The sequence below is a fragment of the Streptomyces sp. HUAS TT11 genome (assembly GCF_051553595.1).
Taxonomy (GTDB): Bacteria; Actinomycetota; Actinomycetes; order Streptomycetales; family Streptomycetaceae; genus Streptomyces.
The window spans coordinates 2,623,520-2,641,014 of record NZ_CP196184.1 but is presented as its reverse complement, the minus strand read 5'-3'; the positions used below and the strand labels follow the sequence as shown (position 1 = coordinate 2,641,014).

The following is a 17,495-nucleotide window of genomic DNA, read 5'->3' as shown; positions in this document are numbered from 1 at the left end:
ACCGTGACCGAGCAGCCCCGGTCGTCCGACCGGCTGAGGAACGAACTTCTGGAGATCGCGCTGGAGGCCGCCGCCCGGGCGGGCTCCTTCCTGCGCGACGCGCGGCCCGAGGACCTGGGCGTGGCCGCCACCAAGTCCAGCGCCATCGACGTGGTCACCGAGATGGACATCGCCGCCGAGAAGCTGATCACCGGGCTGATCTCCGACCGCCGGCCGGACGACGGCCTGCTCGGCGAGGAGGGGGCCAGCGTCGAGGGCAGCAGTGGTGTCGAATGGGTGATCGACCCCATCGACGGCACGGTCAACTATCTGTACGGGCTGCCCAGTTGGGCCATCTCCATCGCGGCCCGCCAGGACGGGGAGACGCTTGTCGGGGTGGTCCACGCACCGATGCGGGGGGAGATCTTCCGGGCGGTCCTGGGAGAGGGCGCGTTCGTGAACGACCGCCCCGCGCGTGTGCGCCCCGCGTCGGAGCTGGGTCTCGCCCTGGTCAGCACCGGCTTCGGGTATCTCGCCGAGCGCAAGGCCCAGCAGGCCGAGGTGGCCCGGCGGCTGATCCCCGAGGTGCGGGACATCCGCCGGGGCGGCTCCGCGGCGATCGACCTGTGCGATGTGGCGGCAGGCCGTCTGGACGCGTACTACGAGCGGGGGCTGAACCCCTGGGACTACGCGGCGGGCGACCTGATCGCCCGTGAGGCGGGCGCAGTGACCGGCGGGCGCCCCGGGGAGCCGCTTTCCCCGGCGCTCACGGTCGCGGCGACTCCGGGCCTCTTCGCACAGCTCCAGGCCAGGCTGGACGAGCTGGGGGCCTGGCACGACTGACGCCGCGACGCGCCGATCGGGACGGGCCGCGGAAAAACTCCGCGGCGCCACCCGATCGGCCGCGGCGGTCTGGGCCGTACGGGGTACGCGGCGCCGGCGCACCGACGTGGACCGCCCGCGGCGGCGGGACGGCGGGGCGGTGGCCGATCGGCTGAGCGCGGCCCGGAACGGCCCGAAGGGCTCGGCCGCACGGATGAGCCGCGTCCGCCGTCCGGGAGCGGCGGAGCAGGCTTCCAGGGCCCGGGCGAGGGTACGGCCGGGCGTGCTCACCCCCGGCGCAGGACACGGAGCGGGCCCCGGCCTGGATCTGCCCGGGGCCCGCTCCGCGCGAGCTGATCAGACGCGTGTCGCGCCGACTTCCACACCGTGCTCGGCGGCAAGGCGGTGCAGGTCGTCGAGCTCCGACTGCTCGACCTCCGCGAGGAAGTCGTCGCCGGTTTCGCGGGCCCGCGTCAGGTCGGACTCGGTAGCCCGTATGCGCTGCAGAAGTCCTGCGGTGAATGCGTCCATGCTGCGCCCCCTCGTCGTGGGTCGTGGGTGTGTGGCACGGGGGTGTGCCCTTCGGAAGGGGCGATCACGTCTTCTGGGTGCCCAGCGCTGCCCTGGCTGGGCGGCGACGGTGCCGGACACCCACGCCCGCTCTACGGGAAGTCGAGCAGCCGACCACATGGTGGTGTGCCACATGCAGAGCGTGATCGCGGGGTGTAAAGCCGTCCTCCCCCCGCTCCCTTCCGCGGAAACCTCAACCCTCCGAGAAAATTTCTCATTCCCGGACCCCTCGGACGGGCTTCCCGAGTCCTCCCGGCCGTCTTACAGCCGGTTTACGGCCGAAAAGGGCAGGATGGAGCCCTCATCCATGACAGACCCGTCCGTGGGCTGCCCGCAGCAGGGCTACGCGGGTGGACACAGGAAGGACAAGCGACGTGCGCGTACTCGTCGTCGAGGACGAGCAGCTGCTCGCCGATGCGGTGGCCACCGGACTGCGCCGGGAGGCCATGGCCGTCGACGTCGTGTACGACGGCGCGGCAGCCCTGGAGCGCATCGGCGTCAACGACTACGACGTCGTCGTCCTCGACCGGGACCTGCCGGTCGTGCACGGCGACGACGTGTGCCGCAAGATCGTCGAACTGGGCATGCCGACCCGGGTGCTGATGCTCACCGCCTCGGGTGACGTCAGCGACCGTGTGGAGGGCCTGGAGATCGGCGCCGACGACTACCTGCCGAAGCCGTTCGCGTTCAGCGAGCTCATCGCGCGCGTGCGCGCCCTCGGCAGGCGTACGAGCGTGCCGCTGCCGCCCGTCCTGGAGCGTGCCGGGATCAAGCTCGACCCCAACCGCCGCGAGGTGTTCCGCGACGGCAAGGAGGTCCAGCTGGCGCCCAAGGAGTTCGCGGTCCTGGAGGTCCTGATGCGCAGCGAGGGCGCCGTCGTCTCGGCCGAGCAGCTGCTGGAGAAGGCCTGGGACGAGAACACCGACCCCTTCACCAACGTCGTGCGTGTGACGGTCATGACCCTGCGCCGCAAGCTCGGTGAGCCGGCCGTCATCGTCACCGTGCCCGGCTCGGGATACCGGATCTGATGACCGTGGCCACCACACCAGCACCGCCTACGGCGCCGCCCAGGCCCACCTGGGACCCCCGCAGGCCGGAACCCCCGTTCCCCTGGCTGCGCCCGACCATCCGCATAAGGCTCACCCTGCTCTACGGCGGCATGTTCCTGATCGCCGGCATCCTGCTGCTGTCGATCATCTATCTGTTCGCCGCGCACGCACTCAATGTGGGCAGCGACCTGCCGTTCAAGATCCTTTCGGGCCAGGTCGCCAGCGACACCTGCAACTTCCCGTCGTCCCCGACGGCGAACGAGCTCAACAACGCGATGAACGCCTGCGTGAACGAGCAGCGCCAGCACGCCCTGGACAACCTGCTCAGCCGCTCGCTGCTGGCCCTGCTCGGCCTCGCCGTGATCGCCTTCGCCTTCGGGTACGCGATGGCGGGCCGCGTCCTGTCGCCGCTCGGCCGGATCACCCGGACCGCCCGCGCGGTCGCCGGCTCCGACCTGTCCCGCCGGATCGAGCTGGACGGCCCGGACGACGAGCTCAAGGAGCTCGCCGACACCTTCGACGACATGCTCGAGCGGCTGCAGCGGGCGTTCACGGCCCAGCAGCGGTTCGTCGGCAACGCCTCGCACGAGCTGCGCACGCCGCTCGCGATCAACCGCACCCTCCTGGAGGTGCACCTGTCCGATCCGGGGGCCCCCGTGGAGCTCCAGCAGCTCGGCAGGACCCTGCTGGCGACCAACGAGCGCAGCGAGCAGCTCGTGGAGGGGCTGCTGCTGCTCGCCCGCAGCGACAACCAGATCGTCGAGCGCAAGCCCGTCGACCTCGCGGAGGTGGCCGCGCAGGCCGTGGACCAGGTGCATGCCGAGGCGGAGGCCAAGGGTGTCGAGCTCCGCGGCGACCGCGCCCCGGCGGTCGTCCAGGGCAACGGGGTCCTGCTGGAGCGGATCGCGCTGAACCTCGTGCAGAACGCGGTGCGGTACAACATCCCGAAGGACGGCTGGGTCGATGTGACGACCCAGCTCCAGCACGGTCAGGCGGTCCTGGTGGTCGCCAACACCGGACCGGTGGTCCCGGCCTACGAGATCGACAACCTCTTCGAGCCCTTCACACGGCTGCGTACGGAGCGGACGGGCAGCGACAAGGGGGTGGGCCTGGGCCTGTCCATCGCGCGGTCCGTGGCGCGCGCCCACGGCGGTCACATCACCGCGCAGCCCCGCGAGGGAGGTGGCCTCGTGATGCGCGTCGTCCTGCCCGTCTGAGGCGCGTCGGCCCGCTGTCCGCATGTTCGCTTTGCGCGGAATTTTCAAGACCAGTATGTGGGCCGGCCATGTGTGATCGATCACAACGGCGCCTTTCCGGCCATCTACTCTCCGTGATCCCGTGGAGGCGTATAAAGCCGGAAAATCCGGGTTTTCCCGGGGCTTGATCACGGGAAGTACACGGGGAGATGCCTTTGAAGTGCGGCATGCGGACCGTGTACGGTCCCGTTCGCCATCCAAGCCGATCACTCTTGAGGAGTTCGGTTGGGTGTCGATTGAGTAACAGACCTTGATGTGAGGCAAAATCTCCGCCTCGAGGCGGGCACAAGTCCGGCCTCTCACGCGTTACGTGCGCTGGAGACACCCGCAGACACCCAGAGGGGGAGAGCGAAATGGCAACCGATTACGACACCCCACGCAAGACCGACGACGATGTCGATTCCGACAGCCTTGAGGAGCTGAAGGCCAGGAGGAACGACAAGTCCGCCTCCGCGGTGGACGTCGACGAGTTCGAGGCCGCCGAAGGCCTGGAACTCCCGGGCGCCGACCTCTCGAACGAGGAGTTGGCCGTCCGTGTACTGCCGAAGCAGCAGGACGAGTTCACCTGCATGAGCTGCTTCCTGGTCCACCACCGCAGCCAGCTGGCCCGGGAGAAGAACGGTCAGCCGATCTGTCGCGACTGCGACTGAGGCGGGGTCGGCCGTGACTGGCTCGACCCCTCCCCGGAAGCGCCGCTTCCTGCACAGGGGAGCGGACCCGGAGCCTCTTGAAGGCTCCAATGGCGTGCGTGACGACGAGCGGGGCGCTTCCGATCCGGAAGCAGCCTCGCTCGAGCCGGTGAACCATGCGGCTGTGCCCGAGGTGCCGGCCCGACCCCCGGCACCCGTCGCACGGCGGCGGGCGACCGCCGTCCGGGACGGAATCCTGGAAGGCGTCCGCAAGGGCGGCAGCCAGGCCAAGGCGGGACTGGGGTACCTCGCAGACCGGATCATCGAGATCGGCCCGCGAATCCCCGTACGGGACCTCAAGACCCTGCGCGGGCAATTCCCCGGCCTCGGGCCCGAGGAGCTCGCCGACAAGCTCGTCTCGGGCGCCGCCCGGGCGACGGCCACGGTCGGGGCCGGGATCGGGGCGGCCGCGATGCTGCCCGTACCGCCCGCCATGCCGACCGAGCTGGCCACGGAGATCACCGGCGTCGCGGCGATCGAACTGAAACTGATCGCCGAACTGCACGAGGTGTACGGGGTGCGGCCGCCCGGGAACATCAGCCAGCGCAGCACCACGTATCTGAGGTCCTGGTCGGGGGAGCGCGGCATCGAAGTGACCAAGCCGTCGACCGTGGACGCCGCCCTCGGCGGGCGGATGAAGCGGGAGCTGCGGCAGCAGATCATGAAGCGGATGGTCCGGGACCTGCCGAACCTGATGCCCTTCATGGTGGGTGCCGCGGTGGGCGCGGTCATGAACCGGCGGGACACCAAGCGGCTGGCGGAGCGGATCCGGAGGGATCTGCGCAAGGCGCAGGTGCCCTGGGAGGCACTGCCGGAGCTGCCGCCGCTGGAGAAGCCGAAGCACCCCCTGCAGATCGAGGACTGACGTCCCCTTCCGCGCCCGGCGGACCGGGTCGCGCCGCCGCTACACCTGCGCCCGCGCCGCCTCGATCGCCGCCGCCAGCCTCTCCGGCTCCCTGGACGACAGGTACAGGTACGGCGTCGGGTCCTCCGGGTCCACGACCTGGACCTTCAGGGCCCTCGGAATGTAAGCGCGCAGCAGCATGAAGGCACGTGTGTTCGCCTTGTACGTGCGCCACGCGCGGGCCTCCTCCGCGTCCAGGACCTCGGAGTCGCCGAGCGCCGACAGCGGGATCTTCGCCTCGCCGGCGATCAGCGAGTCGCCCACCACCCGGATACGCACGGAGCCGTACGAGCTCGCCACGACCGCCGAGGCCGCCGTGCCGCCGACCAGCCCGCCGAGCAGCGGGAGCGTGCCGAACGGCACCAGGACGAGGGCCAGGGCGAAGCCGACCAGGAGGCACATCAGCCACCAGGACCGGGGCGCGGTGAGGCGTTCTTCGTACGGCGACGCGGAAAGCTGCATGGAAGCAAGCTTGGCACGGTGTCGGGAACGCATTCACGCGCGGGTAAGGTCTGCGCCTGTGAGTGGTACTTCCGAAGCTCTGGCACCGCCGGCCGATGCCGTGGCGCCCATACGGCACCCCGACGCCCCCGCCCCCGGGGAACTGCTCGGCGCGCACTACGACCAGTGCTTCGGATGCGGAGGAGCCCAGCCCCACGGCCTGCATCTGGAGGCGCGGGCCGGTGAGGGCGTCTCGCTCACCGCCGAGTTCACCGTGCGGTCCGCCCACCAGGGTGCGCCCGGACTCGCCCACGGCGGGGTGCTCGCGACCGCCCTCGACGAGACCCTCGGCTCGCTGAACTGGCTGCTGCGCACGATCGCGGTGACCGGCCGGCTGGAGACCGACTTCGTGCGGCCCGTGCCGGTGGGCACCGTGCTGCATCTGGAGGCCGCGGTGACGGCGGTGGCCGGGCGGAAGATCTACTCGAGGGCGACCGGTCGGATAGGAGGGCCCGAGGGGCCCGTCGCCGTCCGTGCCGGCGCCGTGTTCATCGAGGTGAAGGTCGACCATTTCGTCGACAACGGCCGCCCGCAGGAGATCCGGGCGGCCATGGACGACCCGGACCAGGTCCGGCGCGCGCGAGCCTTCGAGGTGAATCCGTGAGCAGTGAGCCCCGCCGCGAACTCGCCGTGCTCATCCGGCGCGTCGACCCCGACGTACCGCTCCCGGCGTATGCGCATCCCGGGGATGCGGGAGCCGATCTGCGCACCACCGAGAGCCGCGAGCTGAAGCCCGGGGAGCGGGCCGTGCTCCCCACGGGCGTGTCTGTCGCGCTCCCGGAGGGGTACGCGGCCTTCGTGCACCCACGTTCCGGTCTCGCAGCCCGCTGCGGTGTCGCCCTGGTGAATGCCCCAGGGACGGTTGATGCCGGGTACCGTGGAGAGATCAAGGTGATCGTGGTGAATCTCGATCCGCGCGAGTCCGTGCGGTTCGAGCGCTTCGACCGGATTGCCCAGCTGGTCGTCCAACAGGTGGAGAGGGTCCGTTTCCAGGAGGTCGCGGAGCTTCCCGACTCGGCGCGTGCCGAGGGGGGCTTCGGGTCCACCGGCGGTCATGCCGCCGTGGGCGGCACAACGGGTGGGAATCGATACGCTTCGGTCGTATCCGACCGGGAAGGACAGTGACGTGTTCGGACGTCGCAACAAGAAGGGTGCCGCCGAGGACGCGGCCGGCGAGGCCGAGCAGGTCGTCGACGGTGTCGACACTGAGGCGGACGTAGACGTAGAGGTCGAGCGAGAGCGCGTGCGGCTCGAGCCGGAGCCCCGGCCCGACGGCCCCTGGGACAGGTCCGAGGTCCGTGAGCCCGGCGAGGGCCGGGTGGACCTGGGCGGGCTGTTCGTGCCCGGGGTCGAGGGCATGGAGCTGCGGGTCGAGGTCGCGGGCGACGCGATCGTCGCCGCGACCGTCGTGCTCAGGGACAGCGCCATCCAGTTGCAGGCCTTCGCCGCGCCCAAGCGCGAGGGCATCTGGGGCGAGGTCCGCGAGGAGATCGCCAGCGGCATCACCCAGCAGGGCGGCATCGTCGACGAGGTCGAGGGTTCGCTGGGCTGGGAGCTGCGGGCGCAGGTGCCGGTGCAGCTGCCGGACGGCACGGGTGGATTCCAGGTCGTGCGGTTCGTCGGTGTGGACGGCCCCCGCTGGTTCCTGCGCGGTGTGATCTCCGGCCAGGGTGCCGTTCAGCCGCAGGCGGCGGGGCTGCTCGAGCAGATCTTCCGGGACACCGTCGTGCTCCGTGGTGAAGGCCCGATGGCGCCGCGCGATCCGATCGTCCTCAAGCTGCCCAACGACGCGCAGATGGTGCCCGAGGGCGTGCAGACGGAGGAGGCGGGATCCCGCTTCTCCGGTGGTATGGGCCAGTTGCAGCGGGGACCCGAGATCACCGAGGTCCGCTGACCGGCTCTCCGACACAACCGACAAAGGCCGTGCCCCAGCAGGGGCGCGGCCTTTATGTGTGCCGGGTGCGCGGACCCTTGACGCACGGTTGGTCTGTACCTATGGTCTGCGGCCATCGCGAGCGTTCAAAGAGGCGCTCATTGTTCACATACGAGAACGGATGGCTGTCGCATGGCTGCTGCACCCCCACGTCATCGCCGCAGATCACGGGCCTTACTGTTCGTCACACTGGTCGCCGCACTGGTGACCGGACTTCTCCTCCAGCCCCAGGCCCACCGCGCGGAGGCCGCCCCCACGACCTTCGCCCATCCCGGAGTCACCGTCTCCAGGGCCCAGCTGGACTTCGCCCGCAGCAAGGTCGACGCCGGCGCCCAGCCCTGGAAGGGCGCCTTCGACCAGATGACGGCGAGCAAGTACGCGGACCTGAACCGCACCCCCAAGCCCCGCGCCACCGTCGAGTGCGGCTCGTACTCGAATCCGAACTACGGCTGCACCGACGAGCGTGAGGACGCGATCGCCGCGTACACCGACGCCCTCGCCTGGTACATCACGCGCGACGACCGGTACGCGAAGAAGTCCATCCAGCTGATGGACGCCTGGTCGGCCGTCATCAAGGAGCACACCAACAGCAACGCGCCCCTGCAGACCGGCTGGGCGGGCTCCTCGTGGCCCAAGGCCGCGGAGATCATCAAGTACACCTACACCGGTACCTGGGCGAACTCCGGACGCTTCGCCACCATGCTCCGCGACGTCTACCTGCCGAAGGTGATCGGCGGCTCCAACTCCAACGGGAACTGGGAGCTGTCCATGATGGAGGCCGCGGTCGGCATATCGGTCTTCCTGGAGGACAGGACGTCCTACGACAAGGCGATGGCGAGGTTCCGCACCCGGACGGCCGCGTACGTCTACCTCGCCTCCGACGGCGATCTGCCCAAGACCGTGCCCAGCCAGAACCTCGACACCAGGGACAAGATCGTCAACTACTGGCAGGGGCAGTCGACCTTCGTCACCGGGCTCACCCAGGAGACCTGCCGTGACCTCACCCACACCGGGTACGGCATCTCCGCCATCTCGCACGTGGCCGAGACCAGCCGCATCCAGGGACAGGACCTGTACGGCACCGACGTCGGAGAGCGGCTGCGGCAGGCCCTCGGGTTCCAGTCCAAGTACCAGCTCGGCACGGCCGTACCCGATTGGCTGTGCGGCGGCTCGCTCACCCTCGGCCTCGGCCCGGTCACCGAGGTGGGATACAACGCCCTGCACAACCGCCTGGGCATCGCGATGACGAACACCCAGGCACTGACCGAGCGGAACCGCCCGGCGGGCAGCAACAACCTCTTCGTCGCCTGGGAGACCCTGACGCACGGGGACAACCCCAGCTGACCTGCGTACGGCGGCCGCGCCCTCGCTGTTTCCGGACCCGGCCGCCGTACCCCGAACGGGAGCCCCGCGTGGGCGTATCAGGGTTGCGTCAAAGAGGCCCTGCCGGGCGCATCGTGCCCCTTTTGCCGTAATTATTGGCCGTAAGGTCGACGCAGCGTACGCAGCGTGCGTAGCTGCGACGGGAAGACAATGGGGCCATGGGACGCGGCAAACTTCGGATCTACCTCGGTGCGGCACCGGGCGTGGGCAAGACCTACGCGATGCTGTCCGAGGCACACCGGCGCGTCGAACGCGGTACCGACTGTGTCGTGGCCTTCGTCGAGCACCACGCCCGCCCGCGCACCGAGGTGATGCTGCACGGCCTGGAGCAGATCCCGCGCAAGGAGCTCCTGCATCGCGGCTCGGTCTTCACCGAGATGGACGTGGACGCGGTCCTGCGCCGCGCCCCGGCCGTCGCCCTCGTGGACGAACTCGCCCACACCAATGTGCCCGGCTCCCGCAACGCCAAGCGCTGGCAGGACGTCGAGGAGCTGCTGGCCGCGGGGATCGACGTCGTCTCGACCGTCAACATCCAGCACCTGGAGTCCCTCGGCGACGTCGTCGAGGCCATCACGGGCATACGCCAGCGCGAGACCGTCCCCGACGAGGTGGTGCGCCGCGCCGACCAGATCGAGCTGGTGGACATGTCGCCCCAGGCGCTGCGCAGACGGATGGCGCACGGCAACATCTACAAGTCGGACAAGGTGGACGCCGCCCTGTCCAACTACTTCCGGCCCGGAAACCTGACCGCTCTGCGGGAGCTGGCCCTGCTGTGGGTGGCGGACCGGGTCGACGAGTACCTGACCGCGTACCGCAGCGAACACCGGGTGTCGAAGATCTGGGGTTCGCGCGAGCGCATCGTCGTGGGCCTGACGGGCGGCCCCGAGGGGCGCACCCTGATCCGCCGGGCCGCGCGGCTCGCGGAGAAGGGCGCCGGCGGCGAGGTGCTGGCCGTCTACATCTCCCGCACCGACGGGCTCACCTCGGCCTCGCCGAAGGAGCTCGCCGTCCAGCGCACCCTCGTCGAGGACCTGGGCGGCACCTTCCACCACGTGGTGGGCGAGGACATACCCGCGGCGCTGCTGGACTTCGCCCGCGGCGTGAACGCGACCCAGATCGTGCTCGGCTCCTCGCGCCGCAAGACCTGGCAGTACATCTTCGGACCCGGTGTCGGTACGACGGTCGCCCGCGAGTCCGGCCCCGACCTCGACGTGCACATCGTCACGCACGAGGAGGTCGCCAAGGGCCGCGGGCTCCCGGTCGCCCGGGGCGCCCGCCTCGGCCGCTCGCGCATCGTGGCGGGCTGGCTGGTCGGCATCCTCGGCCCGATCGTCCTGGCGCTGCTGCTGAACACCGTCGATCTCGGCCTCGCCAACGACATGCTGCTGTTCCTGGCGCTGACCGTGGCCGCGGCCCTGCTCGGCGGGCTCCTTCCGGCCCTGGCCTCCGCCGCCTTCGGCTCCCTGCTGCTGAACTACTACTACACGCCCCCGCTGCACCGGCTGACCGTCGCCGACCCGAGGAACATCGTCGCGATCGTGATCTTCGTCGCGGTCGCGGTGTCGGTGGCCTCGGTGGTGGACCTCGCGGCCCGGCGTACGCATCAGGCCGCCCGCCTGCGCGCCGAGTCGGAGATCCTCTCCTTCCTCTCGGGCAGCGTGCTGCGCGGCGAGACCAGCGTGGACGAGCTCCTCGAACGTGTGCGTGAGACGTTCGGCATGGACGCCGCGGCGCTGCTGGAACGGACGAGCGAGGTCGATCCCTGGACCTGCGCGGGCAGCGTGGGCCCGGGCGCGGCGGCCGAGCGCCCCGAGGACGCCGACGTGGAGGTGCCGATCGGTGACCACATCGCGCTGGCGCTGTCCGGGCGGGTTCTGCCCGCCTCCGACCGCCGGGTGCTGGCCGCCTTCGCCGCGCAGACCGTCGTGGCACTGGACCGCCGGCGTCTGCAGCAGGAGGCCGAGCAGGCCCGGGCCCTGGCCGAGGGCAACCGCATCCGCACCGCGCTGCTGGCGGCCGTCAGCCACGATCTGCGCACCCCGCTGGCCGGCATCAAGGCATCGGTGACCTCCCTGCGCTCCGAGGACGTCGAGTGGTCCGAGGAGGACCGCGCCGAGCTGCTGGCCTCGATCGAGGAGGGTGCCGACCGGCTGGACCACCTGGTGGGCAATCTGCTGGACATGTCGCGTCTGCAGACCGGGACCGTCACGCCGCTGATCCGGACGGTCGACCTGGACGAGGTGGTGCCCATGGCGCTCGGCGGCGTGCCCGAGGACAGCGTGGAGCTGGACATCCCGGAGACCCTGCCGATGGTCGATGTGGACGCCGGGCTGCTGGAGCGCACGGTCGCCAACCTCGTCGAGAACGCCGTGAAGTACAGCCCGCTCACCACGCCGGTGCTGGTCGCCGCGAGCGCCCTCGCCGACCGTGTGGAGGTCCGCATCGTCGACCGCGGCCCGGGAGTGCCCGACGAGGCGAAGGACCGGATCTTCGAGCCCTTCCAGCGCTACGGCGACGCCCCGCGCGGCGCCGGTGTCGGTCTCGGCCTCGCCGTCGCGCGCGGCTTCGCCGAGGCCATGGGTGGCACTCTGAACGCCGAGGACACCCCCGGCGGCGGGCTCACGATGGTCCTCACTCTCCGGGCCGTGGAAAGCTTCCACGGCCCCGCACGACTGGCCGAAGCAGAAAGGCAAACCACATGACCCGGGTGCTCGTGGTCGACGACGAGCCGCAGATCGTGCGCGCCCTCGTGATCAATCTGAAGGCGCGCAAGTACGAGGTCGACGCGGCTCCCGACGGCACGACCGCGCTCCAGCTCGCGGCCGCCCGTCACCCCGACGTCGTGGTCCTGGACCTCGGTCTGCCCGACATGGACGGCGTCGAGGTGATCAAGGGTCTGCGCGGCTGGACCCGGGTGCCGATCCTGGTGCTCTCCGCCCGTCACTCGTCGGACGAGAAGGTGGAGGCGCTGGACGCGGGAGCGGACGACTACGTCACCAAGCCCTTCGGCATGGACGAGCTGCTGGCCCGGCTGCGCGCCGCCGTCCGCAGGGCCGAGCCGAACGGGGGCGGCGAGGACGACGTGATCGTGGAGACCGAGGGCTTCACCGTCGACCTGGCCGCGAAGAAGGTCAACCGGGCGGGCAGGGACGTACGCCTCACCCCCACGGAGTGGCATCTGCTCGAGGTACTCGTGCGCAACACGGGCCGTCTGGTCAGCCAGAAGCAGCTCCTGCAGGAGGTGTGGGGGCCGTCGTACGGGACGGAGACGAACTACCTGCGGGTGTACATGGCCCAGCTGCGGCGGAAGCTGGAGCTGGACCCGTCGCATCCGAAGCACTTCATCACGGAGCCGGGGATGGGGTACCGGTTCGAGAGGTGAGCCGGCGGCGGGCGGTGCCGTGAGTACGTCGGCCTCGGCGCACCCCGGTACGCTTGCGATATGAGTGCTGTTTCTCGCTCCGAAAGGCCGGTCGGCCGCCTCCGGCGCATGCTCGACCGGCTCTCCTCGTCGCAGGAGGACCTGGAGTCCGAGGAGCTGCGGGAGGACTCCGAGACCGCAGGCTGTACCCGGATCGGCGACTGCCACGACCGGCAGATCGTCACGGTTACTGGTACCTTGCGCACGGTCACGTTGCGTCCGCGCGCCGGTGTCCCGGCGCTGGAGGCCGAGCTGTTCGACGGTTCGGCCGCCCTGGACGTGGTGTGGCTCGGCAGGCGCTCCATCGTCGGCATCGAACCGGGACGCAAGCTGATCGCGTCGGGCCGGATCTCCATGAGCCGGGGCCGCAGAGTGCTGTTCAATCCGAAGTACGAACTCAGACCTCTCGGACGGGAGTAGCCGGTGACGTCACTCGAGAAGCCGACCGAAGACGCCCAGCAGGATTCGCGGGCGGTGACGGAGGCCGCGCTCTTCGAGGCGTTCGGCGGGGTCCGCGGCATGGTCGAGACCGTGGTGCCCGGCCTGTTCTTCGTCACCATCTTCACGATCAACAAGGACCTGCACCTCTCGGCGCTCGCGGCGCTCGCGGTGTCCTTGGTGCTGGTCGTGGTGCGCCTCGCGATGAGGGACACCGTCAAGCACGCCTTCAGCGGTGTGTTCGGGGTGGCCTTCGGTGTGGTCTTCGCGATGATGACCGGCAACGCGAAGGATTTCTACCTGCCCGGCATGCTCTACACGCTGGGCCTGGCACTGGCGTACATCATCACCACGCTCGCCGGAGTCCCGCTGATCGGCCTGATCCTCGGCCCGGTCTTCAAGGAGAACCTCTCCTGGCGCACCCGCAACCCGGGCCGCAAGAAGGCGTACGCGAAGGCCAGTTGGGCCTGGGGACTGATCCTGCTCGCCAAGTGCGCGATCCTCTTCCCGCTCTACTGGTGGGCCGACACCGCGCAGCTCGGCTGGGTGCTGATCGCCCTGAAGATCCCGCCGTTCCTGCTGGCCGTCTGGCTGACGTGGGTCTTCCTGGCGAAGGCGCCCGCGCCCATCGACGTCTTCGCGGAGATGGACGCCGAGGAGGCCGCCGCGAAGGAGCGCGAGACGGCGGGCAAGCACCGCCGCGAGTCCTAGTCCCGCTCGCGGCCGGGCGGAAAGCCCCCCCCGCGGCGGAACGAGACGCAACGACAGGGGCGCCCCGGAAGCATCCGGGGCGCCCCTGTCGTGTGCCACGACTAGCCGGCCGCGTCCTCCTTGCGCACCGACAGCAGCTCCTCCAGCTGCTCCTCACGGGCCTGGGCCGCCACGAACAGCAGCTCGTCACCCGCTTCCAGGGAGTCCTCCTGGCTCGGGGTCAGCACCCGGGTGCCACGGATGATCGTCACCAGGGACGTGTCCTCCGGCCACTGCACGTCACCCACCTGGGTGCCGGCCAGGGCCGACTCCGGGGGCAGGGTCAGCTCGACCAGGTTCGCGTCACCGTGGCTGAAGCGGAGCAGCCGGACCAGGTCGCCGACGCTCACCGCCTCCTCGACCAGGGCCGACATCAGACGCGGGGTGGAGACGGCGACGTCCACCCCCCAGGCCTCGTTGAAGAGCCACTCGTTCTTGGGGTTGTTCACCCGGGCGACGACGCGCGGAACGCCGTACTCGGTCTTCGCCAGCAGCGACACGACCAGGTTCACCTTGTCGTCGCCCGTCGCGGCGATCACCACGTTGCAGCGCTGGAGCGCCGCCTCGTCCAGGGACGTGATCTCGCAGGCGTCGGCCAGGAGCCACTCCGCCTGGGGCACGCGCTCGACGGAGATCGCGGTCGGCGCCTTGTCGATCAGAAGTACCTCGTGCCCGTTCTCCAGGAGCTCGCCCGCGATCGAGCGGCCCACGGCGCCGGCACCGGCAATGGCGACCCTCATCAGTGACCGCCCTCTCCTTCAGGCCCCTCGGCGAACGCCGTCTCGACCTTCTCGACGTCGTCCGTCCGCATCATCACGTGCACCAGGTCGCCCTCCTGCAGCACCGTCTGCGAGGTGGGCAGCATCGCCTCGCCGAGCCTGGTCAGGAACGCCACCCGGACGCCCGTCTCCTCCTGCAGCCGGCTGATCTTGTGACCCACCCACTTCGGTGAGGCGTGCACCTCGGCGAGCTGGACGCCCCCGGTGGGGTCGCGCCACAGCGGCTCGGCGCCCGACGGCAGCAGCCGGCGCAGCATCTGGTCGGCCGTCCAGCGGACCGTGGCGACGGTCGGGATGCCGAGCCGCTGGTAGACCTCGGCACGGCGAGGGTCGTAGATACGGGCCGCGACGTTCTCGATGCCGAACATCTCGCGGGCGACGCGGGCCGCGATGATGTTCGAGTTGTCACCGCTGGACACGGCGGCGAAGGCGCCGGCCTCCTCGATGCCCGCCTCGCGCAGGGTGTCCTGGTCGAAGCCCACTCCGGTGACACGACGGCCGCCGAACCCGGAGCCGAGTCGTCGGAAGGCGGTGGGGTCCTGGTCGATCACAGCGACCGTGTGCCCCTGTTGCTCCAGGGTCTGGGCGAGAGCGGAACCCACTCTTCCGCAGCCCATGATGACGATGTGCACGACCGTCCTTCCGATGTCAATGGTCATGGCTCAGCCGAAACGCCAAGGACAGGGTCTCAGACCGCCGCCCAAGCTACACACGCACGGTCCGCGGGGGGCACCCCTGTGCAGGCGTGCCGGGCCCTTCGTGTGTCGGCGGCCGCCGATGTCGATCTTGGGACGGGACCCGACTCCGGCTCCACTCGAGAGGCCGATCCATGTCGGGGGTGGAGCGCGTCAGGTTCGAGCCTTTACGATCCTCTCTTGTGTCCAAACTGACCGACGTGCCCAAACGCATCCTCATCGGGCGCGCCCTGCGCAGTGACCGGCTCGGGGAGACGCTCCTGCCGAAGCGCATCGCCCTCCCCGTCTTCGCGTCCGACCCGCTCTCCTCCGTGGCCTACGCGCCGGGCGAGGTGCTGCTGGTCCTGTCCATCGCGGGCGTGTCGGCCTACCACTTCAGCCCCTGGATCGCGGTCGCGGTCGTGGTGCTGATGTTCACGGTGGTCGCCTCCTACCGGCAGAACGTCCACGCCTACCCGAGCGGCGGCGGCGACTACGAGGTGGCGACGACCAACCTCGGGCCCAAAGCCGGTCTCACCGTCGCCAGCGCCCTGCTCGTCGACTACGTCCTCACGGTCGCCGTCTCCATCGCCTCGGGCATCGAGAACCTGGGCTCGGCGATCCCGTTCGTGGTCGAACACAAGGTCCTCTGCGCGGTTGCCGTCGTGGTGTTGCTCACGTTGATGAACCTGCGCGGGGTCAAGGAGTCGGGCAAGCTCTTCGCCATCCCGACGTACGTCTTCGTCGCGGGCGTCTTCGTCATGATCGTCTGGGGCGCGTTCCGGGGTCTGGTGCTCGGCGACACGATGCGGGCGCCCACGGCGGCGTTCCACATCAAGGCCGAGCACCAGGGAATAGCCGGTTTCGCCCTGGTCTTCCTGCTGCTGCGCGCCTTCTCCTCCGGCTGTGCCGCGCTCACCGGCGTCGAGGCGATCTCCAACGGCGTCCCGGCCTTCCGCAGGCCCAAGTCGAGGAACGCGGCGACCACCCTCGCCATGATGGGCCTGCTCGCGGTCACCATGTTCTGCGGCATCATCGCCCTCGCCATGGCCACCAAGGTCCGGATGGCCGAGAGGCCGGCCACCGATCTGCTCCACAACGGCACCGCGGTGGGCTCCGGCTACGTCCAGAACCCGGTGATCTCACAGGTCGCCGAGGCCGTCTTCGGCAAGGGCAGCTTCCTGTTCGTCGTGCTGGCGGCGGCCACCGCGCTGGTGCTGTTCCTCGCCGCCAACACCGCCTACAACGGATTCCCGCTGCTCGGCTCGATCCTCGCCCAGGACCGCTACCTGCCGCGCCAGCTGCACACCCGTGGTGACCGCCTCGCCTTCTCCAACGGCATCGTGCTGCTCGCGGGCGCGGCGGCCCTGCTGATCTTCATCTACGGCGCCGACTCGACCCGGCTCATCCAGCTGTACATCGTCGGTGTGTTCGTGTCGTTCACGCTCAGCCAGACCGGCATGGTCAAGCACTGGAACCGGCACCTGGCCGTCGAGACCGACCAGGCCAAGCGCCGGCACATGGTCCGCTCGCGGGCCATCAACGCCTTCGGCGCCTTCTTCACCGGCCTGGTCCTGGTCGTCGTCCTGGTCACGAAGTTCACGCACGGCGCCTGGGTCGCCCTGCTGGGCATGTGCATCTTCTACGCGACGATGACCGCCATCCGTAAGCACTACGACCGTGTGGCCGAGGAGCTCACCGCCCCCGAGGAGCCGAGCGACGACAGCGTCCGCCCCTCGCGGGTCCACTCGGTGGTGCTCATCTCCAAGATCCACCGCCCCACGCTGCGTGCCCTCGCCTACGCCAAGCTGATGCGCTCCGACAGCCTGGAGGCGCTCAGCGTGAACGTCGACCCGGCGGAGACGAAGGCGCTGAAGGACGAGTGGGAGCGGCGCGGCATCGACGTACCGCTGAAGATCCTCGACTCCCCGTACCGCGAGATCACCCGCCCGGTGATCGAGTACGTGAAGAACCTGCGCCGCGAGTCCCCGCGCGACGCCGTGTCCGTGATCATCCCGGAGTATGTGGTGGGCCGCTGGTACGAGCATCTGCTGCACAACCAGAGCGCGCTCAGGCTGAAGGGCCGGCTGCTGTTCTCGCCCGGTGTCATGGTGACCTCGGTGCCCTACCAGCTGCAGTCCTCGGAGGCCGCCAAGCTCCGGGCCCGCAGGCGCCAGGAATGGAGCGCGCCGGGCGCCGTGCGCCGGGGTCCCGCGCACGAGCGGGCCCGGGAGTCCTCGGCCTCCCAGGGCTGAGGCCCTTCCGTGCTGTGGTGAGCGGCCGGACGACACCCACGTAGACTGGTGGGCTGTTGTCCGGCCGCGCCGGACTCGTAGCCGTTCCCCCT

The 17,495-nt window shown here is 70.1% G+C and carries 18 protein-coding genes; 14 read left to right on the top strand and 4 right to left on the bottom strand.

Translation table 11 applies throughout. From position 1 onward, the window contains the following. Positions 1-3 precede the first annotated feature (3 nt). Positions 4-822, top strand: a complete 819-nt coding sequence (locus ACSHXN_RS11875) for an inositol monophosphatase family protein (RefSeq protein WP_361150089.1) — start codon at positions 4-6, stop codon at positions 820-822. Positions 823-1,158: 336 nt separating this feature from the next. Here ACSHXN_RS11875 and ACSHXN_RS11870 read toward each other — a convergent pair whose 3' ends face one another. Then, positions 1,159-1,332, bottom strand: coding sequence for a hypothetical protein (locus ACSHXN_RS11870; protein ID WP_181923169.1), 174 nt, complete (start codon positions 1,330-1,332; stop codon positions 1,159-1,161). Positions 1,333-1,745: 413 nt separating this feature from the next. Here ACSHXN_RS11870 and ACSHXN_RS11865 point away from each other — a divergent pair, with 413 nt between their 5' ends. The 4 genes from ACSHXN_RS11865 (at position 1,746) to ACSHXN_RS11850 (ending at position 5,230) form a co-directional block, all read left to right on the top strand. Next, entirely contained in the window at positions 1,746-2,399 is a 654-nt protein-coding gene (locus tag ACSHXN_RS11865; protein WP_059132141.1) for a response regulator transcription factor, read from the top strand. Between the two features lie 5 nt (positions 2,400-2,404). Then, positions 2,405-3,637 (top strand): sensor histidine kinase, encoded by a 1,233-nt coding sequence (locus tag ACSHXN_RS11860; RefSeq protein WP_355129752.1) that lies wholly within the window; start codon positions 2,405-2,407, stop codon positions 3,635-3,637. 392 nt (positions 3,638-4,029) lie between these two features. Continuing rightward, the gene (locus tag ACSHXN_RS11855; RefSeq protein ID WP_003993510.1) at positions 4,030-4,326 is read left to right on the top strand and encodes a DUF4193 domain-containing protein; all 297 of its coding nucleotides are present in this window, start codon (positions 4,030-4,032) and stop codon (positions 4,324-4,326) included. A gap of 13 nt (positions 4,327-4,339) precedes the next feature. Next, positions 4,340-5,230, top strand: coding sequence for a hypothetical protein (locus ACSHXN_RS11850; RefSeq protein ID WP_356113665.1), 891 nt, complete (start codon positions 4,340-4,342; stop codon positions 5,228-5,230). Positions 5,231-5,269: 39 nt separating this feature from the next. On the opposite strand, the gene ACSHXN_RS11845 is transcribed toward ACSHXN_RS11850, so the two are convergent. Next, on the bottom strand, positions 5,270-5,731 hold the full coding sequence (locus ACSHXN_RS11845) for a DUF3093 domain-containing protein (RefSeq protein ID WP_355129537.1): 462 nt from the start codon (positions 5,729-5,731) through the stop codon (positions 5,270-5,272). 58 nt (positions 5,732-5,789) lie between these two features. Here ACSHXN_RS11845 and ACSHXN_RS11840 point away from each other — a divergent pair, with 58 nt between their 5' ends. From ACSHXN_RS11840 to ACSHXN_RS11805, 8 genes are all read left to right on the top strand, one after another. Continuing rightward, positions 5,790-6,374, top strand: a complete 585-nt coding sequence (locus ACSHXN_RS11840; RefSeq protein ID WP_438303053.1) for a PaaI family thioesterase — start codon at positions 5,790-5,792, stop codon at positions 6,372-6,374. Further along, on the top strand, positions 6,371-6,895 hold the full coding sequence (gene dut, locus ACSHXN_RS11835) for a dUTP diphosphatase (RefSeq protein WP_059132144.1): 525 nt from the start codon (positions 6,371-6,373) through the stop codon (positions 6,893-6,895). The genes ACSHXN_RS11840 and dut overlap by 4 nt, the downstream gene beginning before the upstream one ends. A gap of 1 nt (position 6,896) precedes the next feature. Next, positions 6,897-7,664: a DUF3710 domain-containing protein gene (locus ACSHXN_RS11830; RefSeq protein WP_355129533.1), complete on the top strand. Its 768-nt coding sequence runs from the start codon at positions 6,897-6,899 to the stop codon at positions 7,662-7,664. Between the two features lie 171 nt (positions 7,665-7,835). Then, the gene (locus tag ACSHXN_RS11825) at positions 7,836-9,047 is read left to right on the top strand and encodes an alginate lyase family protein (protein WP_355129530.1); all 1,212 of its coding nucleotides are present in this window, start codon (positions 7,836-7,838) and stop codon (positions 9,045-9,047) included. 197 nt (positions 9,048-9,244) lie between these two features. Continuing rightward, positions 9,245-11,788, top strand: coding sequence for an ATP-binding protein (locus ACSHXN_RS11820; RefSeq protein ID WP_355129528.1), 2,544 nt, complete (start codon positions 9,245-9,247; stop codon positions 11,786-11,788). Then, a complete protein-coding gene (locus ACSHXN_RS11815; RefSeq protein WP_355129526.1) occupies positions 11,785-12,468 on the top strand; it encodes a response regulator in 684 nt (227 codons plus the stop codon). The genes ACSHXN_RS11820 and ACSHXN_RS11815 overlap by 4 nt, the downstream gene beginning before the upstream one ends. 60 nt (positions 12,469-12,528) lie before the next feature. After that, positions 12,529-12,927, top strand: coding sequence for an OB-fold nucleic acid binding domain-containing protein (locus ACSHXN_RS11810; RefSeq protein ID WP_079050807.1), 399 nt, complete (start codon positions 12,529-12,531; stop codon positions 12,925-12,927). 3 nt (positions 12,928-12,930) lie between these two features. Then, complete coding sequence (locus tag ACSHXN_RS11805) at positions 12,931-13,656, top strand: DUF3159 domain-containing protein (protein ID WP_438303050.1); 726 nt, start codon at positions 12,931-12,933, stop codon at positions 13,654-13,656. Between the two features lie 101 nt (positions 13,657-13,757). Here ACSHXN_RS11805 and ACSHXN_RS11800 read toward each other — a convergent pair whose 3' ends face one another. Both ACSHXN_RS11800 and ACSHXN_RS11795 read right to left on the bottom strand, forming a co-directional pair. Continuing rightward, positions 13,758-14,435, bottom strand: coding sequence for a potassium channel family protein (locus tag ACSHXN_RS11800; protein WP_059132151.1), 678 nt, complete (start codon positions 14,433-14,435; stop codon positions 13,758-13,760). Further along, positions 14,435-15,106: a potassium channel family protein gene (locus tag ACSHXN_RS11795; protein ID WP_059132262.1), complete on the bottom strand. Its 672-nt coding sequence runs from the start codon at positions 15,104-15,106 to the stop codon at positions 14,435-14,437. Before ACSHXN_RS11795 ends, ACSHXN_RS11800 begins: the two co-directional genes overlap by 1 nt. A 245-nt stretch (positions 15,107-15,351) precedes the next feature. On the opposite strand from ACSHXN_RS11795, the gene ACSHXN_RS11790 reads away from it, so the two are divergent. After that, positions 15,352-17,403: an APC family permease gene (locus ACSHXN_RS11790; RefSeq protein WP_355129521.1), complete on the top strand. Its 2,052-nt coding sequence runs from the start codon at positions 15,352-15,354 to the stop codon at positions 17,401-17,403. Positions 17,404-17,495 lie beyond the last annotated feature (92 nt).

Bases quoted from the DNA above. Each gene is read 5' to 3' on its own strand.
- ACSHXN_RS11870 (WP_181923169.1), bottom strand. From the start codon at position 1,332: ATGGACGCATTCACCGCAGGACTTCTGCAGCGCATACGGGCTACCGAG.
- ACSHXN_RS11855 (WP_003993510.1), top strand. From the start codon at position 4,030: ATGGCAACCGATTACGACACCCCACGCAAGACCGACGACGATGTCGAT.
- ACSHXN_RS11845 (WP_355129537.1), bottom strand. From the start codon at position 5,731: ATGCAGCTTTCCGCGTCGCCGTACGAAGAACGCCTCACCGCGCCCCGG.
- ACSHXN_RS11825 (WP_355129530.1), top strand. From the start codon at position 7,836: ATGGCTGCTGCACCCCCACGTCATCGCCGCAGATCACGGGCCTTACTG.
- ACSHXN_RS11820 (WP_355129528.1), top strand. From the start codon at position 9,245: ATGGGACGCGGCAAACTTCGGATCTACCTCGGTGCGGCACCGGGCGTG.
- ACSHXN_RS11815 (WP_355129526.1), top strand. From the start codon at position 11,785: ATGACCCGGGTGCTCGTGGTCGACGACGAGCCGCAGATCGTGCGCGCC.
- ACSHXN_RS11810 (WP_079050807.1), top strand. From the start codon at position 12,529: ATGAGTGCTGTTTCTCGCTCCGAAAGGCCGGTCGGCCGCCTCCGGCGC.
- ACSHXN_RS11800 (WP_059132151.1), bottom strand. From the start codon at position 14,435: ATGAGGGTCGCCATTGCCGGTGCCGGCGCCGTGGGCCGCTCGATCGCG.